General features: G+C 34.2%; 20 protein-coding genes. 12 read left to right on the forward strand and 8 right to left on the reverse strand.

The features are described 5' to 3' along the window. Positions 1 to 41: 41 nt before the first annotated feature. The 5 genes from ACNQGN_RS15760 (at position 42) to ACNQGN_RS15780 (ending at position 5,083) form a co-directional block, all read left to right on the forward strand. Positions 42 to 992 (forward strand): zinc metalloprotease, encoded by a 951-nt coding sequence (locus tag ACNQGN_RS15760; protein WP_417988786.1) that lies wholly within the window; start codon positions 42 to 44, stop codon positions 990 to 992. A gap of 217 nt (positions 993 to 1,209) precedes the next feature. Continuing rightward, positions 1,210 to 2,160: a zinc metalloprotease gene (locus tag ACNQGN_RS15765; RefSeq protein ID WP_417988787.1), complete on the forward strand. Its 951-nt coding sequence runs from the start codon at positions 1,210 to 1,212 to the stop codon at positions 2,158 to 2,160. A 74-nt stretch (positions 2,161 to 2,234) separates the two neighbouring features. Then, entirely contained in the window at positions 2,235 to 3,326 is a 1,092-nt protein-coding gene (locus ACNQGN_RS15770) for an AI-2E family transporter (RefSeq protein WP_417988788.1), read from the forward strand. Between the two features lie 11 nt (positions 3,327 to 3,337). After that, positions 3,338 to 4,510, forward strand: a complete 1,173-nt coding sequence (locus tag ACNQGN_RS15775) for a THUMP-like domain-containing protein (protein ID WP_417988789.1) — start codon at positions 3,338 to 3,340, stop codon at positions 4,508 to 4,510. 3 nt (positions 4,511 to 4,513) lie between these two features. After that, positions 4,514 to 5,083 (forward strand): hypothetical protein, encoded by a 570-nt coding sequence (locus tag ACNQGN_RS15780; RefSeq protein ID WP_417988790.1) that lies wholly within the window; start codon positions 4,514 to 4,516, stop codon positions 5,081 to 5,083. On the opposite strand, the gene ACNQGN_RS15785 is transcribed toward ACNQGN_RS15780, so the two are convergent. Next, positions 5,080 to 5,739, reverse strand: a complete 660-nt coding sequence (locus ACNQGN_RS15785; RefSeq protein WP_417988791.1) for a M15 family metallopeptidase — start codon at positions 5,737 to 5,739, stop codon at positions 5,080 to 5,082. The two genes, ACNQGN_RS15780 and ACNQGN_RS15785, sit on opposite strands and share 4 nt — an antisense overlap. 550 nt (positions 5,740 to 6,289) lie before the next feature. After that, complete coding sequence (locus ACNQGN_RS15790; protein ID WP_417988792.1) at positions 6,290 to 7,897, reverse strand: tetratricopeptide repeat protein; 1,608 nt, start codon at positions 7,895 to 7,897, stop codon at positions 6,290 to 6,292. 266 nt (positions 7,898 to 8,163) lie between these two features. On the opposite strand from ACNQGN_RS15790, the gene ACNQGN_RS15795 reads away from it, so the two are divergent. The 7 genes from ACNQGN_RS15795 (at position 8,164) to ACNQGN_RS15825 (ending at position 13,140) form a co-directional block, all read left to right on the forward strand. After that, positions 8,164 to 8,310: a winged helix-turn-helix transcriptional regulator gene (locus ACNQGN_RS15795; RefSeq protein ID WP_417988793.1), complete on the forward strand. Its 147-nt coding sequence runs from the start codon at positions 8,164 to 8,166 to the stop codon at positions 8,308 to 8,310. A 208-nt stretch (positions 8,311 to 8,518) separates the two neighbouring features. Then, complete coding sequence (locus ACNQGN_RS15800; protein ID WP_417988794.1) at positions 8,519 to 8,683, forward strand: hypothetical protein; 165 nt, start codon at positions 8,519 to 8,521, stop codon at positions 8,681 to 8,683. A 125-nt stretch (positions 8,684 to 8,808) separates the two neighbouring features. After that, positions 8,809 to 9,417, forward strand: a complete 609-nt coding sequence (locus ACNQGN_RS15805) for a SatD family protein (protein ID WP_417988795.1) — start codon at positions 8,809 to 8,811, stop codon at positions 9,415 to 9,417. Next, positions 9,405 to 10,043, forward strand: coding sequence for a DUF3307 domain-containing protein (locus tag ACNQGN_RS15810; protein WP_417988796.1), 639 nt, complete (start codon positions 9,405 to 9,407; stop codon positions 10,041 to 10,043). Before ACNQGN_RS15805 ends, ACNQGN_RS15810 begins: the two co-directional genes overlap by 13 nt. A 332-nt stretch (positions 10,044 to 10,375) precedes the next feature. Then, positions 10,376 to 11,029, forward strand: a complete 654-nt coding sequence (locus ACNQGN_RS15815; RefSeq protein WP_417988797.1) for a carbonic anhydrase family protein — start codon at positions 10,376 to 10,378, stop codon at positions 11,027 to 11,029. 74 nt (positions 11,030 to 11,103) lie between these two features. After that, complete coding sequence (locus tag ACNQGN_RS15820) at positions 11,104 to 11,856, forward strand: DUF2490 domain-containing protein (RefSeq protein WP_417988798.1); 753 nt, start codon at positions 11,104 to 11,106, stop codon at positions 11,854 to 11,856. A gap of 159 nt (positions 11,857 to 12,015) precedes the next feature. Next, positions 12,016 to 13,140, forward strand: coding sequence for a Gfo/Idh/MocA family protein (locus ACNQGN_RS15825; protein WP_417988799.1), 1,125 nt, complete (start codon positions 12,016 to 12,018; stop codon positions 13,138 to 13,140). A 1,401-nt stretch (positions 13,141 to 14,541) separates the two neighbouring features. Here the strand turns inward: ACNQGN_RS15825 and ACNQGN_RS15830 are convergent. The 6 genes from ACNQGN_RS15830 to ACNQGN_RS15855 are packed head-to-tail and all read right to left on the reverse strand — an operon-like array spanning position 14,542 to position 20,087. Then, a complete protein-coding gene (locus tag ACNQGN_RS15830) occupies positions 14,542 to 15,054 on the reverse strand; it encodes a cupin domain-containing protein (protein WP_417988800.1) in 513 nt (170 codons plus the stop codon). A gap of 11 nt (positions 15,055 to 15,065) precedes the next feature. Next, positions 15,066 to 16,127: an alpha/beta hydrolase gene (locus tag ACNQGN_RS15835; protein ID WP_417988801.1), complete on the reverse strand. Its 1,062-nt coding sequence runs from the start codon at positions 16,125 to 16,127 to the stop codon at positions 15,066 to 15,068. Between the two features lie 16 nt (positions 16,128 to 16,143). Then, complete coding sequence (locus ACNQGN_RS15840) at positions 16,144 to 16,887, reverse strand: carboxymuconolactone decarboxylase family protein (protein ID WP_417988802.1); 744 nt, start codon at positions 16,885 to 16,887, stop codon at positions 16,144 to 16,146. Positions 16,888 to 16,900: 13 nt separating this feature from the next. Further along, positions 16,901 to 17,983 (reverse strand): alpha/beta hydrolase, encoded by a 1,083-nt coding sequence (locus tag ACNQGN_RS15845; protein ID WP_417988803.1) that lies wholly within the window; start codon positions 17,981 to 17,983, stop codon positions 16,901 to 16,903. Between the two features lie 41 nt (positions 17,984 to 18,024). Further along, a complete protein-coding gene (locus ACNQGN_RS15850) occupies positions 18,025 to 19,629 on the reverse strand; it encodes a carboxylesterase/lipase family protein (RefSeq protein WP_417988804.1) in 1,605 nt (534 codons plus the stop codon). A gap of 11 nt (positions 19,630 to 19,640) precedes the next feature. Then, a complete protein-coding gene (locus ACNQGN_RS15855) occupies positions 19,641 to 20,087 on the reverse strand; it encodes a nuclear transport factor 2 family protein (protein ID WP_417988805.1) in 447 nt (148 codons plus the stop codon). Positions 20,088 to 20,226: the final 139 nt, after the last annotated feature.

Consider the following 20,226-nt stretch of genomic DNA (forward strand, 5'->3'; position numbering starts at 1 on the left):
TAACCCAAATCATTATTTTATAACAAAAACCATTTATTATTATGAAAAAAATTCTTTTAACTGCAACAGCATTTTTAATGCTATTCTCATGCCAAAATGACCAATCAGAATCAACAGATCCTGCAACCAATGCAATTGCGCAACGTGGTTGTGCATCTCAAGAAGTACTTGAAGCACAATTAAAAGCTGATCCTACCTTAGCTTTAAGAATGAACCAAATAGAAGCATTTACAGAAAAAGCAATGTTAACTGGTCGTTTAGTAAACGGTAAAATTGAAATACCTGTTGTCGTGAATGTATTGTATAAAACTGCTGCAGAAAATATTTCTGATGCTCAAATACAATCTCAAATTGATGTATTAAATCAAGATTTCAATGCTACTAATTCAGATTTCAATTCTGTTCCTGCTTTATTCTCAGGAGCTGCTGCAAATGTGGGCATCACGTTTGTTTTAGAAACAGTTAACAGAAAAGTTACCTCTAAAACCTCTTGGGGTACCAGAGACGCGATGAAAAAAACAAAACAAGGAGGTTTAGATCCTACTTCACCAACTACCAAATTGAACATGTGGGCTTGTACTATCGGTGGAGGAATTTTAGGGTACGCACAATTTCCTGGAGGAAGTACTGCTACTGATGGAGTTGTAATCGATTCAAAATATTTTGGATTATCAGGTTCAGGAGCCTATCCTTACAATTTAGGAAGAACAGCAACTCACGAAGTAGGTCACTGGATGAACTTACGTCATATCTGGGGTGATGCAACTTGTGGAAGTGATTTAGTTACTGACACACCTACACATAACACTGCTAATTACGGTGTGCCAGCTTATCCTCACTATAGCACTTGTACTGGAACTCCAGTAGAAATGACTATGAACTACATGGACTACACAGATGATAGAGGAATGTATATGTTTTCTAACGGTCAGAAATCAAGAATGGCTGCTATTTTCGTTTCAGGCGGAGCAAGAGCAGGTTTCGGAATATAATTTTTTAGTTTTTAGAATTTAAAACTCGCTACTTGTTAGCGGGTTTTTTTTTGTGCAATTTAAATTAATCTAACTTTTACAAAGACTTATTCCAGCCATCTTACTATTGTAGTATTTTGAATATTATACTAAAGGATTAATATATCACAAATATTAATCGTAAATTGCTTGTTATTTACCTAACAAACAGTTGTTTAAACCCTTAAAAACTACTCTTATGAAAAAAATTATTTTAATTGCAGCAGTATTTTTAATGCTTTTCTCCTGTCAAAATGAGCAGACCGAGTCAACAAATCCAGCTAAAGACCAGATTACCCTACGTTCTTGTGCTTCTCAAGAAGTGCTTGAAGCACAATTGAAAGCAGACCCCACATTAGCTTTTAGGAGGAACCAAATTGAAGCCTTTACACAAAAAGCAATGCTAACGGGTCGTTTTGTAAACGGTAAAATTGAAATTCCTGTTGTAGTGAATGTATTGTACAAAACTACAGCTGAAAATATTTCGGAGGCTCAAATACAAACTCAAATTAATGTTTTAAATCACGATTTTAACGCCACAAACTCCGATTTTAATACTATACCTGCTTTATTCTCAGGAGTCGCTGCTAATGTTGGAATTACATTTGTACTCGAGGACATAATTAAAAAAAAGAGCTCTAAAAGTTCTTGGGGAACCCGAGACGCCATGAAAAAAACAAAACAAGGCGGTATAAGTCCTACTTCCCCAGAAACAATGCTAAATATATGGGTTTGCACTATCGGCGGTGGAATTTTGGGTTATGCGCAATTTCCTGGCGGCCCAATAGCAACTGACGGAATAGTTGTAGATTCAAAATATTTTGGATTATCAGGTTCAGGCGCCTATCCATACAATTTGGGAAGAACTGCAACTCACGAAGTGGGTCACTGGATGAATTTGCGTCATATTTGGGGTGATACGACTTGTGGAAGTGATTTAGTTTCTGACACGCCTACTCACAATACTGCCAATTTTGGCGTTCCTGTTTATCCCCATTACAGTACTTGTTCAGGAACCCCGGTTGAAATGACTATGAACTACATGGATTACACAGATGATAGAGGAATGTATATGTTTACTAATGGTCAAAAATCAAGAATTAATGCTATTTTTGTGACAGGCGGAGCAAGAGCAGCTTTTGGAATATAATTTTTTAGATTTTCGAATTGAAAACTCGCTACTTATTAGCGAGTTTTTTTATCTTTATAAACTAAAATAAAGATATGATTACATCAAAAACCATTTCTAATGGTATTCTTCGAGCATTGTTGACAATCGTAGTTAGCGGTTTAATTTTGTTCTTTTTTTATCAAATTCAAACCGTGCTGATTTATCTTGTTGTATCATTTATACTTACATTGATTGGAAATCCTATTTTGGATTTTTTCAGAAAACGATTGAAATTCAATCACATTTTTGCGACGATAACAACTTTATTTATTTTCATATTAATTATATTGGGTTTCATAATGATGTTTATTCCTTTGATTTTATCGCAAGGACAAAACTTATCGCTTCTTAACACATCTGCAATCGAAAACAATATAGTCCAGTTGATAAATCAAATTTCTGCATTCTTAGAAAGCCATCATATTGATTCCTCCCAAGTGCTAAAGGAAGCCAATATTACTTCTAAAATAAATTTCAATATCATCCCTAATTTTTTAAATGCAATCCTTGGTACACTCAGCAGTTTTGGAATAGGATTGGGTGCAGTACTATTTATTACTTTTTTCTTTCTTAAAGATCGATTAAAATTTATACTAGGAGCAAAAAAATTAATTCCGGACAGTCATGAAGACCAAATTTTGAACTCTTTAGATAAAATAAACTACCTATTGTCTCGTTATTTCATTGGATTATTACTTCAATTATTCATAGTATTCCTGTTGTATATGATTGTTTTATTGATTTTTGGAGTTCCAAATGCCATTGTCATTGCCTTTTTATGTGCAGTCCTAAACATCATTCCGTATATTGGTCCGTTAATAGCATCCGTTTTAGCTGCAATTTTAACAATGCTGAGCAATTTAGGAAGCGATTTCCAATCTGAAATTTTGCCAACTACAATATATGTACTAATTGGTTTTTGGATTGTTCAGATTATTGACAACAATTTATCCCAACCTATCATTTTTTCGAAAAGTGTAAGTTCACATCCCTTGGAAATATTTCTTGTCATCCTAATTGCAGGTTTCCTTTTTGGCATATTGGGAATGATAGTGGCAGTTCCTTTATATACCATAATTAAAGTAATGGGTAAAGAATTCTTTCCAGAGAACAAAATTATTTTGCTATTAACGAAAGACATCTAATTTTGGATTTAATGATTCTGGATTCCCAAATTCAACAATTTATCAATGCCAATATTGGTAAAAGCATCTCTACATTAGCGCTCCAAAAAAATCCATTTCCAACTGTAGATTGGATTTCTATTTTGAACCAAATTGAGGCTAAAACAAAAGCAAAAGATAAATTGCCCAATTGGTTTGCCTCCAAAAACATAATTTATCCAACTAAAATTTCGCTAGAGCAAACTTCGTCCGAAAAAACGGCTTCTTATAAAGCCTCGATTGTTTCAGGTGAATGCTTAATTGATTTGACAGGAGGTTTTGGAGTGGACGATTATTACTTTGCGAAAGAAATAAAAAAGGTTGTGCATTGCGAAATTAATCAAGAATTGTCCAACATAGTAAAACACAATTTTAAACAATTGGATGTTACTAACATCACCTGTTATGCAGAAGATAGTTTAGCAACTTTGCTTTCTTTAAACACAAAATGGGACTGGATTTATATCGATCCTTCCAGAAGAAATGATGCAAAAGGAAAGGTATTTATGCTCAAAGATTGTTTGCCTAATGTTCCTGAAAATCTAGAGTTATACTTTAAAAATTCAAATGCTATTTTAATAAAAACTGCTCCTCTACTCGATATATCAGCTGGATTATCTGAACTAAAAAATGTAAAAGCAATACATATTATAGCTTTAGAAAATGAAGTTAAAGAACTATTATGGGAATTGCATACATCCTATTGTGGAAATATAACTATCAAAACAGCTAATATTTTGAAAGAAAAAATAGAAACATTCGATTTTATTTTGGACGAACAGGATAAATTACCTCTCTTTAGCTTACCTCTTAAATATTTGTATGAGGCCAATAGCGCCATAATGAAGTCCGGTGGATTTGATCATGTTGGTTTGTTTTACAACCTAAACAAACTGCACAAACATTCCCATCTATATACTTCAGAAAATTTAATTCCCTTCCCCGGACGCGTTTTTGAAATTCAAAAAACAATTCTTTACAGTAAAACAGAAATGAAAAAGTATTTAGAAAATACTCAAGCCAATATTACGACCAGAAATTTTCCTGATAGCGTGGATAGCATCCGGAAAAAATGGAAAATAAAAGAAGGAGGAAATGCATATTGTTTTTTCACAACTGATATAAATAATCATAAAATAGTTTTAATTTGCACCAAAATAAAATAAAAAATGAAAGCTAAATTTACAATTATACTATTCTTATTAAGCGTTACCCTATTTGCTCAAAAAACATGTGATTATAGCGTGAACGTTACCGATTCTATAGGAACTTACAAATCAACTAAGGAATACATGATTTCCGAGAAAAATTTTGCTGGAAATTCCAGTTATATCTTTTATTCCTTAGCACTGACTGATGGTTTACCAACATTGAATGTACAATTGATTCAAAAAAGTAAAGAATTTATGAAAGCGAATTGCTTTGATAAAAATTCAAAATTATTTTTACAGCTAAATAATGGAAAAATCATAACATTAATCCACATAAATCAGGAGAATTGTGGCACTATGATTCGAGACGATAAAGGTTTTGATAACAGGCTAATATCCGGCTCATTTATGTTTGTGAAAGATAGTTTTGAGGATTTAAAAAGTTCTCCTGTATCCATGATGAGAATTAAATATTTAACAGATACTGAAGATTATATTCTTAAAAAAGAATTTAAATCGGAGCTAAACAACGAGGTTTATCAACCTGAAGCCTATTTCATTAACAACCTGCATTGCGTAGAAAACTAATCACAATCCCATTTTGTATTAGAAATTTCATCATTCAAACCCGATTTTAAGTTGTAATGCCACCATTCTGAATCAAAAGAATTAAAACCCTTTTGAACCATTATTTTTTTAAGTAATTTCCTGTTTCGTTTGATTTTTTCAGATAAGTTTAGATAATTATGACTGGCTTCGATTCCAAAATAATCGAAAGAAGTTCCCATATCCAATTCTTTTCCATTGTAGTCAACTAAAGTAATATCTACTGCTCCTCCTCTATTATGAATGGAGCCTTTAGCAGGATTTGCAACATATTCAGGGTTAGAAACAATTTTCCACATTTTTTTCTGAATATCTAAAGGGCGGTAGCAATCAAAAATTTTGATTCTATATCCTTTTTCAATGAATTTTTTATTAGCTTCCACAAGTCCCCGAACAGTTTTTAAACGCAAAAAACATTCCGAACAATCATAGACTTTTTCTTTCAGAAAATTATCAGGAGTTGCATACTTCATATCATATACAAAATCCGGACTGTATTCTTTTAAATTTACAAATGTAGTATCACTGATAAGCGGGCTATTTTCACCTTCAATATCAGATATAGCTGGTTGCGATTTGCAAGAAACAATCCAAAAAAGAGAACAAAGGAGTAATGATCGTTTGAAATAGAAAGTCATGAATGCTATTTTTATAAAACAAGCTAATATAGGAATATCCCGATCAACAAATAAATGGTATAAATACATTAGTCTCCTAAAATAGTTCTTAATCCCATTTTGCCGTAAAATCTTGTATTTGTTGTTGTAAATGTAGGAAAATAAGAAATACGAAACTAAACGCCACAAACCCACGGAAAAAAGTGGGTTCGTTACGAATCTTATGTTACAAAATTTGAACTCTAAATTAAAATTTTTAAAGGAGATATCATAGATTTGAACAGAATCTATTAAATCTATTCACATACAGGCATCGCAAAGTTGGTCGAAATACAAGCTATAAGTCATCGTCTTTTAAAAACCATGAGGAGCATGTAATGACTAACTTAGCTGCCTAAAATCATCACATAAAAAGGCTGCTACAAAAGTAAAAGGAAACGTTAATCAAGTATTTACTAATGCTTTCAAAAGGAACAATTACCCAAAGTTATTAGTACTTTCATTTACTTCTTTAAAAACAACTTTGCTTTTTCAAGTTCTGGTCTGTTTGCACCAGGTGAATTTGCAATGGCTAACAATTGACGGTAATATATGTTGCTTTCTCAAAATTATTAGCCCTTTCAGCTGCTATTCCCGCACCATATAATCCATTAAATCGGTTGGGATGCTTTTTTAAATTTTCTTCATAAGCTGTTAAGGCTTTAGCCGGTTTATTCGATTGCAATAACATATCAGCCAATAATTCTTTTGCCGGAAGTACTTCACCGGGTGTAACAGCATGTTTCTCGGTTTTGTCTTCCATGTCGACGGCCAGAGTCATTAGTTGTAATGCTTTAGTTTCATTCCCTTCTTTAAATAGTATCCACGCCTCACCTGTTTTAATTTGTATCAACACCTGATTGGCTTTATATACATCGTTTTGCTTCATAAGGTCATTGTGAAGAATATGTAAGTTTTTGAGCTCAGCCTTTGAAGCGTTGATGTCGCCAATATGGACAGCTCCAAGTAATCGGGTAAAATGAATAATTGCTTTTTGCCAAGGAAAGTCTTGCCAAGGAAGGTTTGCTGGATGAATTTTTAAGCTTGCAGCCTCTTTCCACATTTTGTTTTCCAAAACATACCGTGATGGAATTGCAGCAAATGCATAGAACACTTTAAAACTTACTGGTTCAACTTCGTGAATAGTCTTAAGGTAATCCCACTGCTTTTTTGCGGCAGCATTATCAGCTTTTTGTAGGTAGCCATATACAAGGTAATCAAGGCAATGAAGCTCTTCATCCCAATGGCCTATCATTCTGGTTGATTCAGCATAACATTTTGCCGAATAAGCAGCAGCATTATTTGAATTGATACATTCATCCCAAAGCCCAAGTCGGGTAAAAATATGTGAAGGCATATGCTGAGCATGTGCTGAAGATGGTGCAACGGAAGCATATTTTCTAGCTGCAGGTAAGGCTAATGTTGCCAGTTCCGGATTGTCGTACGCGTGGATAATATAATGTACAATTCCGGGATGATTTGGCTGCCCAGGATACAGGGCGTTTAATATAGTACCAGCTTTTATTTGATTGCCGAAAGATTTATCAGCAGGTTCCACAGTAGCTATCAAGGTTAAAGCATAAAATATGGCAACTTCTTTATTGTTCGGATTTGATGTGTAAATTTTACCCATTGCCTTTTCAAAACTCTTGCTACGGGTGCGGTGATCAGTGGTCTTTCGGTTATTATAAAACAATGCCAACGCATTAATATAATCCTCCTCCATTTCTGATTTTTGTTTGAGCCCCTGTGCAATAGCAATTGCTTTAGCGCCTTTTTCAAGTTCTCGTAAAGTAGGTGGAGCCCACAGCGTATGATAATTGCACATGGCTACTCCCCAGTACGCCATTGCACAATCAGGCTGCTTATCAATTATTTTTGCGAAAGCTTTTTCAGCTTCATCATATTCAAAGGAATGAAGTAACGATATAGCAAGCTTAAAGTCTTTTTTTGTTTCATCGGAACAGGATGTTTCAAATCCGACTGTACCAAACTCTTTATCCGGAGGACCACATGAAATGACACCACCACGCTTAAGTTCTATTTCATTTATTGCTTCGTTTTTCCTATTACAAGATACGACTATCAACATCAAAAGGCTTCCCATATAGATTGCTCGTAAAAAATTATTTTTAGTCATGATGAATAAAATTATTTCCACAGTATTATAGTATGCCTTTCGCTATCTGTTATATTGGGTGGATAAAGTGTATTGAATATTGCATACTAAAGTACAAAAATAGATTGAGGCTATCAGATTTTTTTGAAGGAAAAACAACAAAACAACAACACAAGTTACTATTAATAAATACATTATGTTAAAAAAAAAAAATAACATAGCCTTTATGTGCAAACAATAGGTAAACATTAAAAAAATAAAGATCTAAAAAGGAATAATTCTTCCCTTTGTGCAGGAATATCTCCGAAAATTTTATCAAAAAACTGTACGAGCTGGAACAGGATAAAACTATTTCTCCTATCGTGCGGGACCCAAACTTGGTTGAGTACGAGCTGACCCAGTACGGCCGGGCTTTAGAAAATGTCATAATTTAATCAAATTTTAATAGAAAGTATATATTCCAAAATCAGTAAAACTTTTAATAGAGCTTAATAAGTATCAATTTTATCGATTTATAAATTGACAATTAAATTACAAAAAGCTACTTCAAATGAAGTGGTTTCTTTTTGAAGTTATTTTGATTAAGCCAACTGCTTCACGAATCTAAAATTTATCTGGTAAGCTGTTAATATCAATTGTAATATGAGTATTCTCGAGGCTGAAGAAAAGTCCAACAAGAAAAACTTAATTAATAATGACGTTCCATACATTATAGAGGAAGCAAGTCACTTTGTATACGAAGGATTTTTAGCAGAACGCAAAAAGCTGATGGCGAATAAATTAAACAGCTATTATGGGCAGCTATAAAAAACAATCGTAAAACATACATTCTAATTTATATGACAAAAACCATATATATTATTTTATATGGTAAAAAGCATATATTTTGATTTATATGATAAAAAGCATATATTTACAAAAAACGAAGAAATATGGAAGCTGTAATTACCGCCGATATAATCAATTCAAGACAAGTATCTCCTGATATTTGGCTCGGTTTATTAAAAGACACCTTGCAGAATGTAGGTGCGGAATATAGTACTTGGGAAGTGTATCGTGGCGACAACATTCAATTGATCACGAGTCCAATAAACGCATTGAAGTTAGGGATATTATTAAAAGCGGTAACGAAACAAATTCCTAATTTAGACATCAGAATGGCTATAGGGATAGGCGAAATAACATACCGTTCGGAAAAAGTATCTTCTTCAAATGGTCCAGCATTTATCCATTCCGGAGAAGCATTTGATGCTCTCAATAAAAACACCTTAGCTATCAAAAGCCCTTGGAAAGATTTTGATGGGGTACTGAATATCATGTTAGATTTAGCTACACTAACTATGGATAATTGGAAACCTGCAATGGCTGAGATTTTTAAAAAACAATTGGAAAACCCTAATTTGAAACAGGTAGAAATTGCAGAATCATTAAATAAAAAACAGAGTAACGTAAGTTATAGCTTAAAAAAAGCAGGCTATGATGAAATTATGAACTGTGTAGAATATTATAAACGAGAAATAGAAAAATTATGTTGTTCATAAAATTATTGCTAGCCCATTTTTTAGGTGATTTTGTATTGCAATCTAATAAATGGATTAAGCATAAAGAGAAAGATAAGTTTAAATCCATGCACCTATATGTACATACTTTAATTCATGCGGCTTTATTACTTGGGGTATTGGGTTTTGAAAAACAGTATTATTTACCCATAGCTTTTATAACTTTTACCCATTTCGTGATAGATGGAGTAAAACTGTTGAGGCCACTCAATAATGACAGAATATTATTTTTCTTAGATCAATTAGCACATATAGCAATACTTTTTTTTGTGGCGAATGACTGGAGTTTAAACTTTGATATTCATACATATATTACAGAAAAAAATCTACTATTTCTATTAGTGATTATTCTCTTAACTTCCGTTACCTCCATCGTATTAAAAGTTATTTTTAGTATTTGGACAAAAGAAATAGAAGAAATAAGTAAAAAAGACAGTTCGTTAGAAAATGCAGGTAAATATATTGGTATGTTGGAACGATTATTAGTATTTTCATTTGTTTTATTAAACCAATGGGAGGCTATAGGTTTTTTGCTAACAGCAAAATCAGTCTTTAGATTTGGAGACTTAACCAAAGCAAAAGATCGTCAACTCACAGATACATATTAATTGGAACATTACTAAGTTTTGGTATTGCAATAATAATTGGTTTAGCATACCTAGAATTACTTTCCTTTTTTGCTTAAAAACGTATAAAATTCACCGACTCACAATTAGAACATGCCTTTATCAACGTATTGCAAGAAAAGGAAACAACTTATCTTACTGAAAGTGAAGCCAGTAAAAATAATTCAAAGGAACCTCTTACTACAAATCCATAGATAATGATGTTACAGAATTCATAAAAGACTATCAGATAATGCCACGACAAGAATAGTACGGTTGAAAAACAAACTGTATCGAACCTGCTTAAAATTGAAACTTTTTAAAAATAAAAAACAATGAAAACATTAAACAAAGAAATGCAAGATGCCATTACACCTACAATGGCGATTGAAATATTAAAAGAAGGCAATAAAAGATTTATGAATAATCTTAAAGTAAACCGTAATCTTTTGCAACAAGCCAATGAAACATCGGATGGACAACACCCTTTTGCCGTTATTTTGAGTTGCATAGACTCTCGAACTTCGGCAGAGTTGATTTTTGACCAGGGTTTGGGAGACGTTTTTAGTGTTCGTATTGCTGGAAATATTATTAATGAAGATATTTTGGGCAGTATGGAGTTCGCTTGTAAAGTTGCGGGATCGAAAATAATCGTAGTTTTGGGGCATACAAAATGTGGTGCCATAAAAGGTGCTTGTGATCATGTGGAAATGGGTAACTTAACCGCTCTGTTAAGTAAGATCCAACCGGCTGTTTATGATGAAAAAACCGAAACCGAAAATCGCAGTTCAAGTAATGGAGAGTTCGTAGAAAAAGTGGCTACCATAAATGTAAAAAGAACGGTGCATGCCATAATGGAACGCAGCCCGATTCTAAAAGAAATGATAGAAAAAGGGGAGATCGGAATTGTAGGAGGAACACACGACATTACAACGGGACTGGTTACTTTCTATGATGATACCATGATAGTAAATGGGTCTAAAAATTAAAAAAATATAAATAAATATTAATTCACAAAACGTGCAATGATCTATCGACTGTACGTTTTCATATTTAACTGCTTATGATGTCCTTAAAACAACTAACGTTCTTTTTGATGATTACTGGAATAGGAGTTAATTCCTATTCGCAAGAACAAAGAATTACAGATGAAAACAGTATTGGCTGGCTTGCCTATACCGGCACATTTAAAATAAGTCCAAAAATTGCTTTTCATACCGAATACCAATGGCGAAGAGTAGAAGGACTTAAAAACCCGCAACAAAGCTTGTTGCGAACAGGGGTGAATTACGCACTAAGAAAGGATGTGAGTTTAAATGTAGGTTATGCTTTTGCCGAAACGGATCCTTATGGGGATTATCCAAATGCAAATGCTTTTTCTGAACATCGCATTTATGAGCAGATAATTTTAAAAAATCCAATAGGGAAAGTGGATGTGTCCCATAGGTTTACATTGGAACAACGATTTATTGAAAAGTTTTTAAATCAAAATGGAGAAATTAACAAAGACTGGGTTTTTCTGAACAGGATCCGATATAGGCTAAGAACGGAGATTCCTGTATATAAAAACAGTCTGAGCATCATTTTATTGGATGAGGTGTTTGCAGGTTTTGGGAAAAATGTCGAAGCAAATGTTTTTGATCAAAATAGACTAGCTGCATTAGTGGGTTATAAAGTAAATAAAAACATTAAAATTGAAGCCGGTTATTTGAGTCAAATTTTGCAGCAGGGAAAAAAGGTAAATGACAAATCGGTATTTCAATATAACAGTGGACTTATGCTTAGCACGCATTTATCTTTCGATGCTGGGAAATAAGCATACTGAAATAGATATTAGCATTGATTTAGAAAGTGCGAGCACGGAAGAAAACTTCAAAAAAGGTAATTCCCAATTTAACCAAAGTAACGAAAAAACGGCGTGGCGGTTATCATTCTGTTGTAATTAACTCTAAAAACCTTAAAGTATAAATAAAACATGAGAAATAAATCAATCCTAATTTTATTGACGCTAATGACACTACTTGGGCAATCCAATAAATTAAAAGCTCAAAGCACTATAACTAACGAAAAATCACTGCGAATAGGCATTGTTCGGTTAACACACACCCATGTTCATTGGTTATTGGGACGTACGCCGAATGACGACATCAAAATTGTGGGCATTGTGGAACCCAACAGAGAATTGGCACAAAAGTATGCCAAACAGCACGGTTTCAGTATGGATATTGTTTTTGACACCATGGACGAAATGATAAAAAAAACACAACCCGAAGCAGTTTGCGCTTTTGGTTCTGTTTACGAACATTTGGGCGTGGTCGAAAAATGTGCTCCATTGGGCATTCATGTCATGGTCGAAAAACCATTGGCCGTAAGTCTGGAACATGCTGAAAAAATGAAGGTTCTTGCCGAAAAACACAATATACAGCTACTTACCAATTATGAAACCACCTGGTATGCTTCCAATAAAAGAGCCTGGCAATATTTGAATGATGAAAATAAAGTTGGTGATTTGCGTAAAATAGTCTTCCACACTGGACATCCAGGCCCAATAGAAATTGGTTGTAATCCTGAATTTACGGATTGGCTACTCGACCCAGTTTTGAACGGAGCGGGCGTATTAACTGATTTTGGCTGTTATGGTGCCGATATAACAACCTGGTTGATGAAAGGGCAAAAACCAGAATCTGTTACCTGCATTACACAACAAATTAAACCTGATTTATATCCGAAAGTGGAAGATGAATGCACTATTTTACTTACATATCCTAAAACACAAATAATTATTGAAGCCTCATGGAACTGGCCTTTTAGTCGAAAAGATATGGAAATATATGGGCAACACGGCTATGTTATTTGCGAAGATCGAAATAATTTGAATTACCGATGGAAAAACATGGACCAACCCATTAAAGAAAAAATGCCAGAAAATGAAGCACCCAATAACGACCCCTTTTCATTTTTGGCAGCAGTAGTAACAAAAAAAATAACACCTCCGGCTTTTGATTTATCTTCCCTTGAAACTAATATGATTGTAATGGAAATATTGGAGGCTGCCAAGAAAAGTGCAAAAACAGGTAAAACAGTCAACTTAAAAAAATAAATCAACTATTATGTTTCGTATCTATTTGTTAATAGGAATTTTTCTATGCTCTAGTTTTATTTCTGCTCAAATGCTGTAACCAAAAGCCGATGCCAACGCCATGGTAACTCTTGGCAAAGCACGATTTACAATCCTCACCGATCGACTCATTAGGAATTTCACAGTATATTCAGAAATTGTCTTTTTTTATTCAAAAAATGATTGCAAACCTTAATAATATCAATAAAAACTAATAAAAGGTTTTGAAGATTATTGTAACGAACATAAACCTGTTCGATTCTTGATATAAGTGGAACTATCAATATTTTGCCACGTTTCTAAAATTAAACTTAAAGTACTTTTCTATCTTTAATTAGGTAGATTTCTATAATTAACATTTCTGTATTTTTTCTGAAGTCGGCCAGGATAAACTATTAAAAAATTATCCTGATTTTGTACAACGTTTTCCTCAACACACAATTGCTTCTTATCTCGGCATAAGCAAAGAAACACTCAGCCGGGTTCGTAGTAAACTAGTCGAAAAATAAGATCTATAAAGTAAAATGCGACTAACTCTTTCCCTACTCGCCAATATTCTTTTTTGACAAATATCATCGTTTTTCGCTCTCCATCTACCGTAATTTTGCTTTATAAAATCAATGAAATGGTTTTCAAAAATTAATAAAACAATTTAAAACTTTAGAAAAATGAAACAGTTCAAAAAAGATGACACAGTAATGTTATTAATTGAAAATTCTGTGCGATGAACCAAATAAAGGCTAAGGGAAGATCACTTTTTTGTTCCTCCATCCCTGGAGATAAGCAAGCCAAAATTCAAAGTTGAAATTATAGAACAATGTTCATTTTGTTGTGTTTTTGATCTTAATAAGAATTATAATGCTTTACCTGTCCATAAATCAGCTTTTGCGATTTATATCAAAATCACGAATATTGGAAAAGCCCCTTCAAGTATCGGCGAAATAAAACTTGGATATTATAAAAGTGACTTCACTCATAAACTTTTGCCGTTTTTTTGACACGCAAAAATTCACCGTGTCATATTCGTGCCAAAATCGGTCAAACAAATTAAAAAAGCATTTAAATAATTCTTTCATTTCAAAGATTAAACACAATGAAAAACCAATTAAAATACTGATTACAAGTAGTTTATAAAGATAATTTAAGTTAACCTTATGGTACAAAATTCGAACCTTTTATTACAAGATTTGAAACTCTTAGCCGACTGTTTTGAAAGACAAAGTTGCTAAAAAAATCAACAGTGTTTTTTTATGTTATTGAGTGTAATTTAAATCAGAATTTATTTAACCAAAATAAGAAATATTTGAATTTCAAGTAATTTCTGCTATCATTATCTCTATAGGTTTCAGATATGTGTTTTTGCAACTAGTTTTTGGGCTTTATTTATTCTTTTTCTATTTTATTTGTTTGAACTTGTTTATACTGTTCATCTGTTACAGCTTCTAACCAAACGGGAACACCGTTTTGGGTATTTGTTATTGCTACTTGAACAAAATATGTATCAACACTAGCACCGTGCCAATGTGGAATATTTGGTGGACATTTGATTACATCTCCTTTGCGAAGTATTTTTTTAGGTTGCCCTTTTTCTTGATAATATCCAACTCCATCGGTTACTAACAAAATTTGTCCACCCGGATGAAGATGCCATTTTGTTCTTGCTCCAGGTTCAAAGGTTACATTTCCTACAGAGGTTGGATTAAGGCTATCAGCAGCTATCAGCATTTGTAAATATGCTCTACCTGCAAAATTAGCATTGGTGATTTTTTCTCCTTTGGGGAAAATGATTGATTTTTGTGATTGCGTTTCTGTGGAAAGTGTTACTTTATTTTGTGCTTTACACGAAAATGCAAACACTCCAACAAGAAATATTCCTGCAATATTTTTAAGTTTCATCTTTTTAAATTTTAAAGATTGATTTGATAAAAATTAACTAATTTATTTATTGCTTGCAATACATAATCGGATTTCCAATAGGTTTCTATATGGGTAGCTCCATTAATAAGAAATAATTCTTTGTTTTTTGCATTGGTAGCTTTGTTAAATGCATCGTCAGTCATATAAAAAGTATCAGCTTTACTACCTGCTATCATTAATAATGGTTGGTTTATTAAGTCCATATTTGTACTGGCATCAAACGTCATTAAATCCATAAGACTACTCATAGTGTATTTAAATGTAGAATTTGGATGAGCGTGTGTTTTGCCGTAATACTCAAATCCTTCACGATATAAATCAAACGGTAGTGCTGCTATTTGTTTTTCCGTAAGTTGAGTATCTCCCAAATACAAAATTTTGCTACCTGCTGCTTCTTGGGCACGAGCATCTGAAGCTTGTTTTAATCGTTCCTGAATTGTTGAAAATTGTGAGTTCATAAAACCGTTACGTCGTACTACACCCGAATTGAACATGCTTAATGTTGCTATTGCTTTAAATCGTTTGTCAGATTGGGCAGCCTTTAATGAATAGCCACCACCACCACAAATGCCAAGTAATCCAAGTCTTGCTGTGTCAACCCCTTTATACTGAGAAATAAAGTCGGCCATTGCGTGTATATCTTCAATTCGGTTTGCCGGTTTATCCACACTACGAGGCTCACCGCCGCTACCTCCTTGATATGCTGCATCTGCCGTGATAGTAATATAGCCCTGTTCTGCTAAACGTTGAGCATATAAACCTACCACCTGTTCTTTTACACCACCATTAGGATGAGCAATAACTAATGTAGGATATTTTTTTGAAGAGTCAAAGTTAGCAGGTGTGTAAACATTGGCAACTATTGCAATCTCTTTAATTTTATAGCTGACAGGATGTATGTTTATTTTCCCTTTAACATTTTCAGTAATTGCTCCATCGTATACCAAGGTATAAGGATTTCGTTGATGTGCCTTTTGAGTAGTTTGAGCATTTGACATATCTATAGCTGCTATTGATATTATTAATGCTATTATTAACGATAATTTTTTCATTTCTTGTATTTTTAAATTATTTCGACTGTCTGTTTTTCAACAATTCTTTTGCAACTTCTTTTGCAGCTTTAGTCTTTTTTCTCCCTATGATTGGCTTAATTACTGAAATAAATTCTTTCAATTGTGTAGGCGATAAGCCTACATTGAGAGAAATTGACAAATGGCTTTTTAGCATTGGTTCAGCAGCACCAATAGCACTGATAACAGAAATAGTAACCAATTCTCTTTGAGTAAAGCTTAAAACATCTCTTTCAAAAATAGCAGCAAATAAGTGTTCCTTCAAAAAGGTATCTATTACTGGAGCAAAAGCTGCATATCCTGTAAGGGTATCCGATTGTTGCGTTTTTGTAAGTTGCTCCAAAATCTTTTTACCTCTTTGATATTTGTTGCCATCCTCTTTGATTGGAGAAGCTTCGTTACCCGGCTCATCAATAATACTTTTTGCTTTTCGTTCGTTAAGTACTTCCATAAAAGTTTGTAATCCTCTTATACTTCGAGGAAATCCACAATAGGCATACAAATGAACCAATACATCCTTTATTTCATTTACTGTAAGTCCCGCGTTAAGACCTGTATTTAGTTCCGCTTTTAATTTTTTTAAATCGCCTTTAGCCGTAAGCGATGAAATAATAATAATACTTTTTTCTTTTCCACTTAACTTTGTTTCAGGTGTTTCGATATCTTGTGCTTTTGTGTAATTGCAAAATAATGCAAAACTTAATACAATTACTTTAAAACCAAAAATTCTAACTTGCTTCATAATTCTTTTCTTATTACTTATTTAATCCCTTTTCTTTTAGCCATTGACTCATTAGGTTGGCTATGTCGACATTGTTTAAATCTGAGAATGGAAAATGTGTATTGCCTTTAACTCCTATTTCCGGTAAATGAATTACAGTGACATCACCACCGTGTTTATTGACTACATCGCGCCACAAACGCGCCATTTGGAGTCGTATTCTCCATCCGTCTGCCCCAGGATTTTTGGAAGGACTTTCAGGAATATTATCGCCATAATAAATAACAACAGGTATTTTGGTAAGTTGTATAAAGTCTTTCATTGGAACCGAACTTGCTTCCAGGGAACCTGACGAACTTGTTAAAGGTGATGGCACTTCACCTTCAGGAAATAAGAATCCACTACCTGGTTCGTAAGACACTATTGCCATGACGGTTTGATTTTTTACAGCAGTGAGCCATCCCATACCACCAGAATGGGAATGTGTGATCAAAATTGCAGGACCTATTTTATTGAATAATGCTGAAACCGCATCCGAATTAACATAACTATCGATAGCACCAATGTTTGGTGTCATGGAGCGAAAATATTGATTGAGTGTAATAGAATCTCGAGCAAATTGGACACCTTCAAAATAATTGGGCCATACACCTACACGGAAGACATCAAACCATTGCTGTTCATCAGGTATTGGATTAATGGTAGCTGCTACAGTACTTCTACCGGCATTACCCCTTCTTGGTTGATCAATCACATAAACAGGAAAGTTTCTGCGGAGAAAAATATTTTGATACCCTTCTCGTCCGTCGGGTGTGGTTTCCCAAGTTTTAGAAAACTGACCTATACCATGCCACATCACCAATGGAAACTTGCGAGCCTTTACAGGAATTTGATAAAAAACATAAGCATGGTCTCCACGAAAAGTTTGCCCTTCAGGAGTAGGCCTGTAGGGATCAAATGTGCCGGGATTGGTAATGATAGTTCCTCCCACAGCAAAACTTCCTTGCTCTTTAATTCGTAGCGGTTTTTGTTTCGTGCTTTTTTGAGCATAAAATGATGATTGGATCATCAATGACAAACAAAGTATACTCCACAATTTAAATACATTCTGTTTCATTATAATGTGCTTTAATTTATAAGTTTGCAATCTAATTCTTTTTATTTATTGCTTTCAAATGCTTTTTCTATAACGTCTAGTCTTGTTTTTCTATGATCGAAAAAATTACGTGCCGACCCATCTTGCGTAAACTCAAAAATCTCATTTTTAGTACTATCATATACCGGCCAAAGCGGTAGTCCCTTTCCATTTGGATTACCCGTTTTAGCAAAGTTAACCCAATAGGAATTCATTATTTTACCTACTTCTTTATCTTTCGCAGTAAAAATAATGCCATTCTGTTCTACAAGATTATCAAATACATAAGCAATCTCCGAGGCATGAGATGCACCATATCGCATCCAATCTTTCATGGATAAAGGTATGTAAGAGAAGAGATACAAATAAACAGGTATCGATTTAGAAGTAAATGCTCTAGCGGTAAAGCGGGCAGGCTCCGCCCAAACTTTATCGGTATTAACAAAGGCTAACATCTTAGCAAAATCTGTATTGCCAATAGAATCGTAGGCCGCAGTTGCCTTCTCTTTATAGTTGCCAAACAATGACAGTAATTCCTCCTTTGACTTGGCATTAACAAAACCTGCAGGAACTTCTGCACTATTTGATCCAATAATAATAGGAACCCTTGGTTGCCTACCTGCCTTATAAGCACTCTCGGCAGTCTCCGTTACCAAACGGCCATCAAGTATTGGTCCTGGATAAGTTGTAGGACCACTTTGTCCAGCAGTTTCTTCTCCACCATCAACAATTTCAGCAGCACTTAATGCTCTTAGCTTGTTCAGTGCTTCGTCATTATCCCCTTCGATATTGTATCTATTCGCAAAGTTAATTCCAATGGTTTCAGCCGATATCGGATAATCAATATCTGCATTTTCTTTATCGATTGGACGCCCTGTTAGTACACCATCTCGTCCGCCCCCTGATTCAATAATTGCTTTCTTAAATAAGCCTTTTGCTGCGGGTATTGTCAAAAGCGAATGTACCGATACACCACCGGCAGACTCGCCAAAAATGGTTACATTTTTGGAATCGCCTCCAAACTCAGCGATATTTTTTTGAACCCACTCTAATGCAGCAATCTGATCCATGTAGCCATAATTGCCTTTATATTCATTTGGGTTCTCTTTACTTAAAGCGGGAAAAGCAAAAAAGCCAAGACGTCCTAACCGATAATTGAAAGAAACGAGTATAACGTCCTGCTTTGCAAATGCTGCTCCTGTAAATCCATTTCCACCACCACTGCCTCCTACAAATCCGCCTCCGTGAATCCAAACCATAACAGGTAATTTTGATTTTTTTGTTACTGTAGCAGGTGTCCAGATATTGAGAAACAAACAATCTTCAGATGAATTTTGTGAAATGCCGGAACCACGAGGCCAAGTCGCTTGCGGACAATCAGCACAAAATTTACTTACATCCCTTACTTCCTTCCAGGCAGTCACTGGCTGTGGAGGCCGCCAACGATTTACGCCCACTGGTGGTGCCGCATAAGGAATACCTCTGAATATTGAGATACCTCCTTCTGTTACACCGCGAACAATTCCTGAAGCCGTACTAATTTCCTTTGTAAGACTTTGTGAGGCTACTTGTTGCGCGTTTACGTGAGTAGTACAATAAAATAATGCAATCGCAATCAAATTTTTCATTTTTTCAAATTTTATTGTCCTGGTGTCATCATCTTAGTGAACGACAATGCGCCAAGTTTCCAACCATCATTGTCTTTTATATATACTTCTGTTACAATAAACGGATTGGTCACTTCATTTCCACCTACTACTGCTAATAGTGTAATTCTGTTTAAGAGGATCGCGGTATTACCGATAATGTTTACTGACACTTCATGAACATCTGCTTTCTTGTAATGAATTCCTCCACTTTTAATCACATTGATTTCTTGGGTTTTTCCCCAACTTCCTCCCATATGAACGAAAACAGATTTATCATCAAACAAAGGTGTAAGTCTGTCTACATTTTTATCGGCCATCCACTGCCATTTATCTTTAGAGAGTTGAATCACTTCCTTTTCACTGGCAGTAGTATTTTGAGCAAAGGACTTGTTTGCAAATAGAATAAGTACAAGTAGTCCTAAAATTGATTTTTTCATAATCCTATTCATTTTTAATTAGTAATGCGAATCAAGGGTTAAAAAATTAAGTTTATAAATGCAGCTGCTATCTTTCCAAACAGATGTACTAACAAGCCTTTTGTAGATCTAACTTTGGATGCTCTTTGAATATTGGTTT

Source organism: Flavobacterium rhamnosi, from assembly GCF_048286515.1.
In the GTDB taxonomy this organism is placed as follows: domain Bacteria; phylum Bacteroidota; class Bacteroidia; order Flavobacteriales; family Flavobacteriaceae; genus Flavobacterium.

Bases quoted from the DNA above. Each gene is read 5' to 3' on its own strand.
- ACNQGN_RS15760 (WP_417988786.1), top strand. From the start codon at position 42: ATGAAAAAAATTCTTTTAACTGCAACAGCATTTTTAATGCTATTCTCA.
- ACNQGN_RS15765 (WP_417988787.1), top strand. From the start codon at position 1,210: ATGAAAAAAATTATTTTAATTGCAGCAGTATTTTTAATGCTTTTCTCC.
- ACNQGN_RS15770 (WP_417988788.1), top strand. From the start codon at position 2,235: ATGATTACATCAAAAACCATTTCTAATGGTATTCTTCGAGCATTGTTG.
- ACNQGN_RS15775 (WP_417988789.1), top strand. From the start codon at position 3,338: ATGATTCTGGATTCCCAAATTCAACAATTTATCAATGCCAATATTGGT.
- ACNQGN_RS15780 (WP_417988790.1), top strand. From the start codon at position 4,514: ATGAAAGCTAAATTTACAATTATACTATTCTTATTAAGCGTTACCCTA.
- ACNQGN_RS15785 (WP_417988791.1), bottom strand. From the start codon at position 5,739: ATGACTTTCTATTTCAAACGATCATTACTCCTTTGTTCTCTTTTTTGG.
- ACNQGN_RS15790 (WP_417988792.1), bottom strand. From the start codon at position 7,897: ATGACTAAAAATAATTTTTTACGAGCAATCTATATGGGAAGCCTTTTG.
- ACNQGN_RS15800 (WP_417988794.1), top strand. From the start codon at position 8,519: ATGAGTATTCTCGAGGCTGAAGAAAAGTCCAACAAGAAAAACTTAATT.
- ACNQGN_RS15805 (WP_417988795.1), top strand. From the start codon at position 8,809: ATGGAAGCTGTAATTACCGCCGATATAATCAATTCAAGACAAGTATCT.
- ACNQGN_RS15810 (WP_417988796.1), top strand. From the start codon at position 9,405: ATGTTGTTCATAAAATTATTGCTAGCCCATTTTTTAGGTGATTTTGTA.
- ACNQGN_RS15815 (WP_417988797.1), top strand. From the start codon at position 10,376: ATGAAAACATTAAACAAAGAAATGCAAGATGCCATTACACCTACAATG.
- ACNQGN_RS15820 (WP_417988798.1), top strand. From the start codon at position 11,104: ATGATGTCCTTAAAACAACTAACGTTCTTTTTGATGATTACTGGAATA.
- ACNQGN_RS15825 (WP_417988799.1), top strand. From the start codon at position 12,016: ATGAGAAATAAATCAATCCTAATTTTATTGACGCTAATGACACTACTT.
- ACNQGN_RS15830 (WP_417988800.1), bottom strand. From the start codon at position 15,054: ATGAAACTTAAAAATATTGCAGGAATATTTCTTGTTGGAGTGTTTGCA.
- ACNQGN_RS15835 (WP_417988801.1), bottom strand. From the start codon at position 16,127: ATGAAAAAATTATCGTTAATAATAGCATTAATAATATCAATAGCAGCT.
- ACNQGN_RS15840 (WP_417988802.1), bottom strand. From the start codon at position 16,887: ATGAAGCAAGTTAGAATTTTTGGTTTTAAAGTAATTGTATTAAGTTTT.
- ACNQGN_RS15845 (WP_417988803.1), bottom strand. From the start codon at position 17,983: ATGAAACAGAATGTATTTAAATTGTGGAGTATACTTTGTTTGTCATTG.
- ACNQGN_RS15850 (WP_417988804.1), bottom strand. From the start codon at position 19,629: ATGAAAAATTTGATTGCGATTGCATTATTTTATTGTACTACTCACGTA.
- ACNQGN_RS15855 (WP_417988805.1), bottom strand. From the start codon at position 20,087: ATGAAAAAATCAATTTTAGGACTACTTGTACTTATTCTATTTGCAAAC.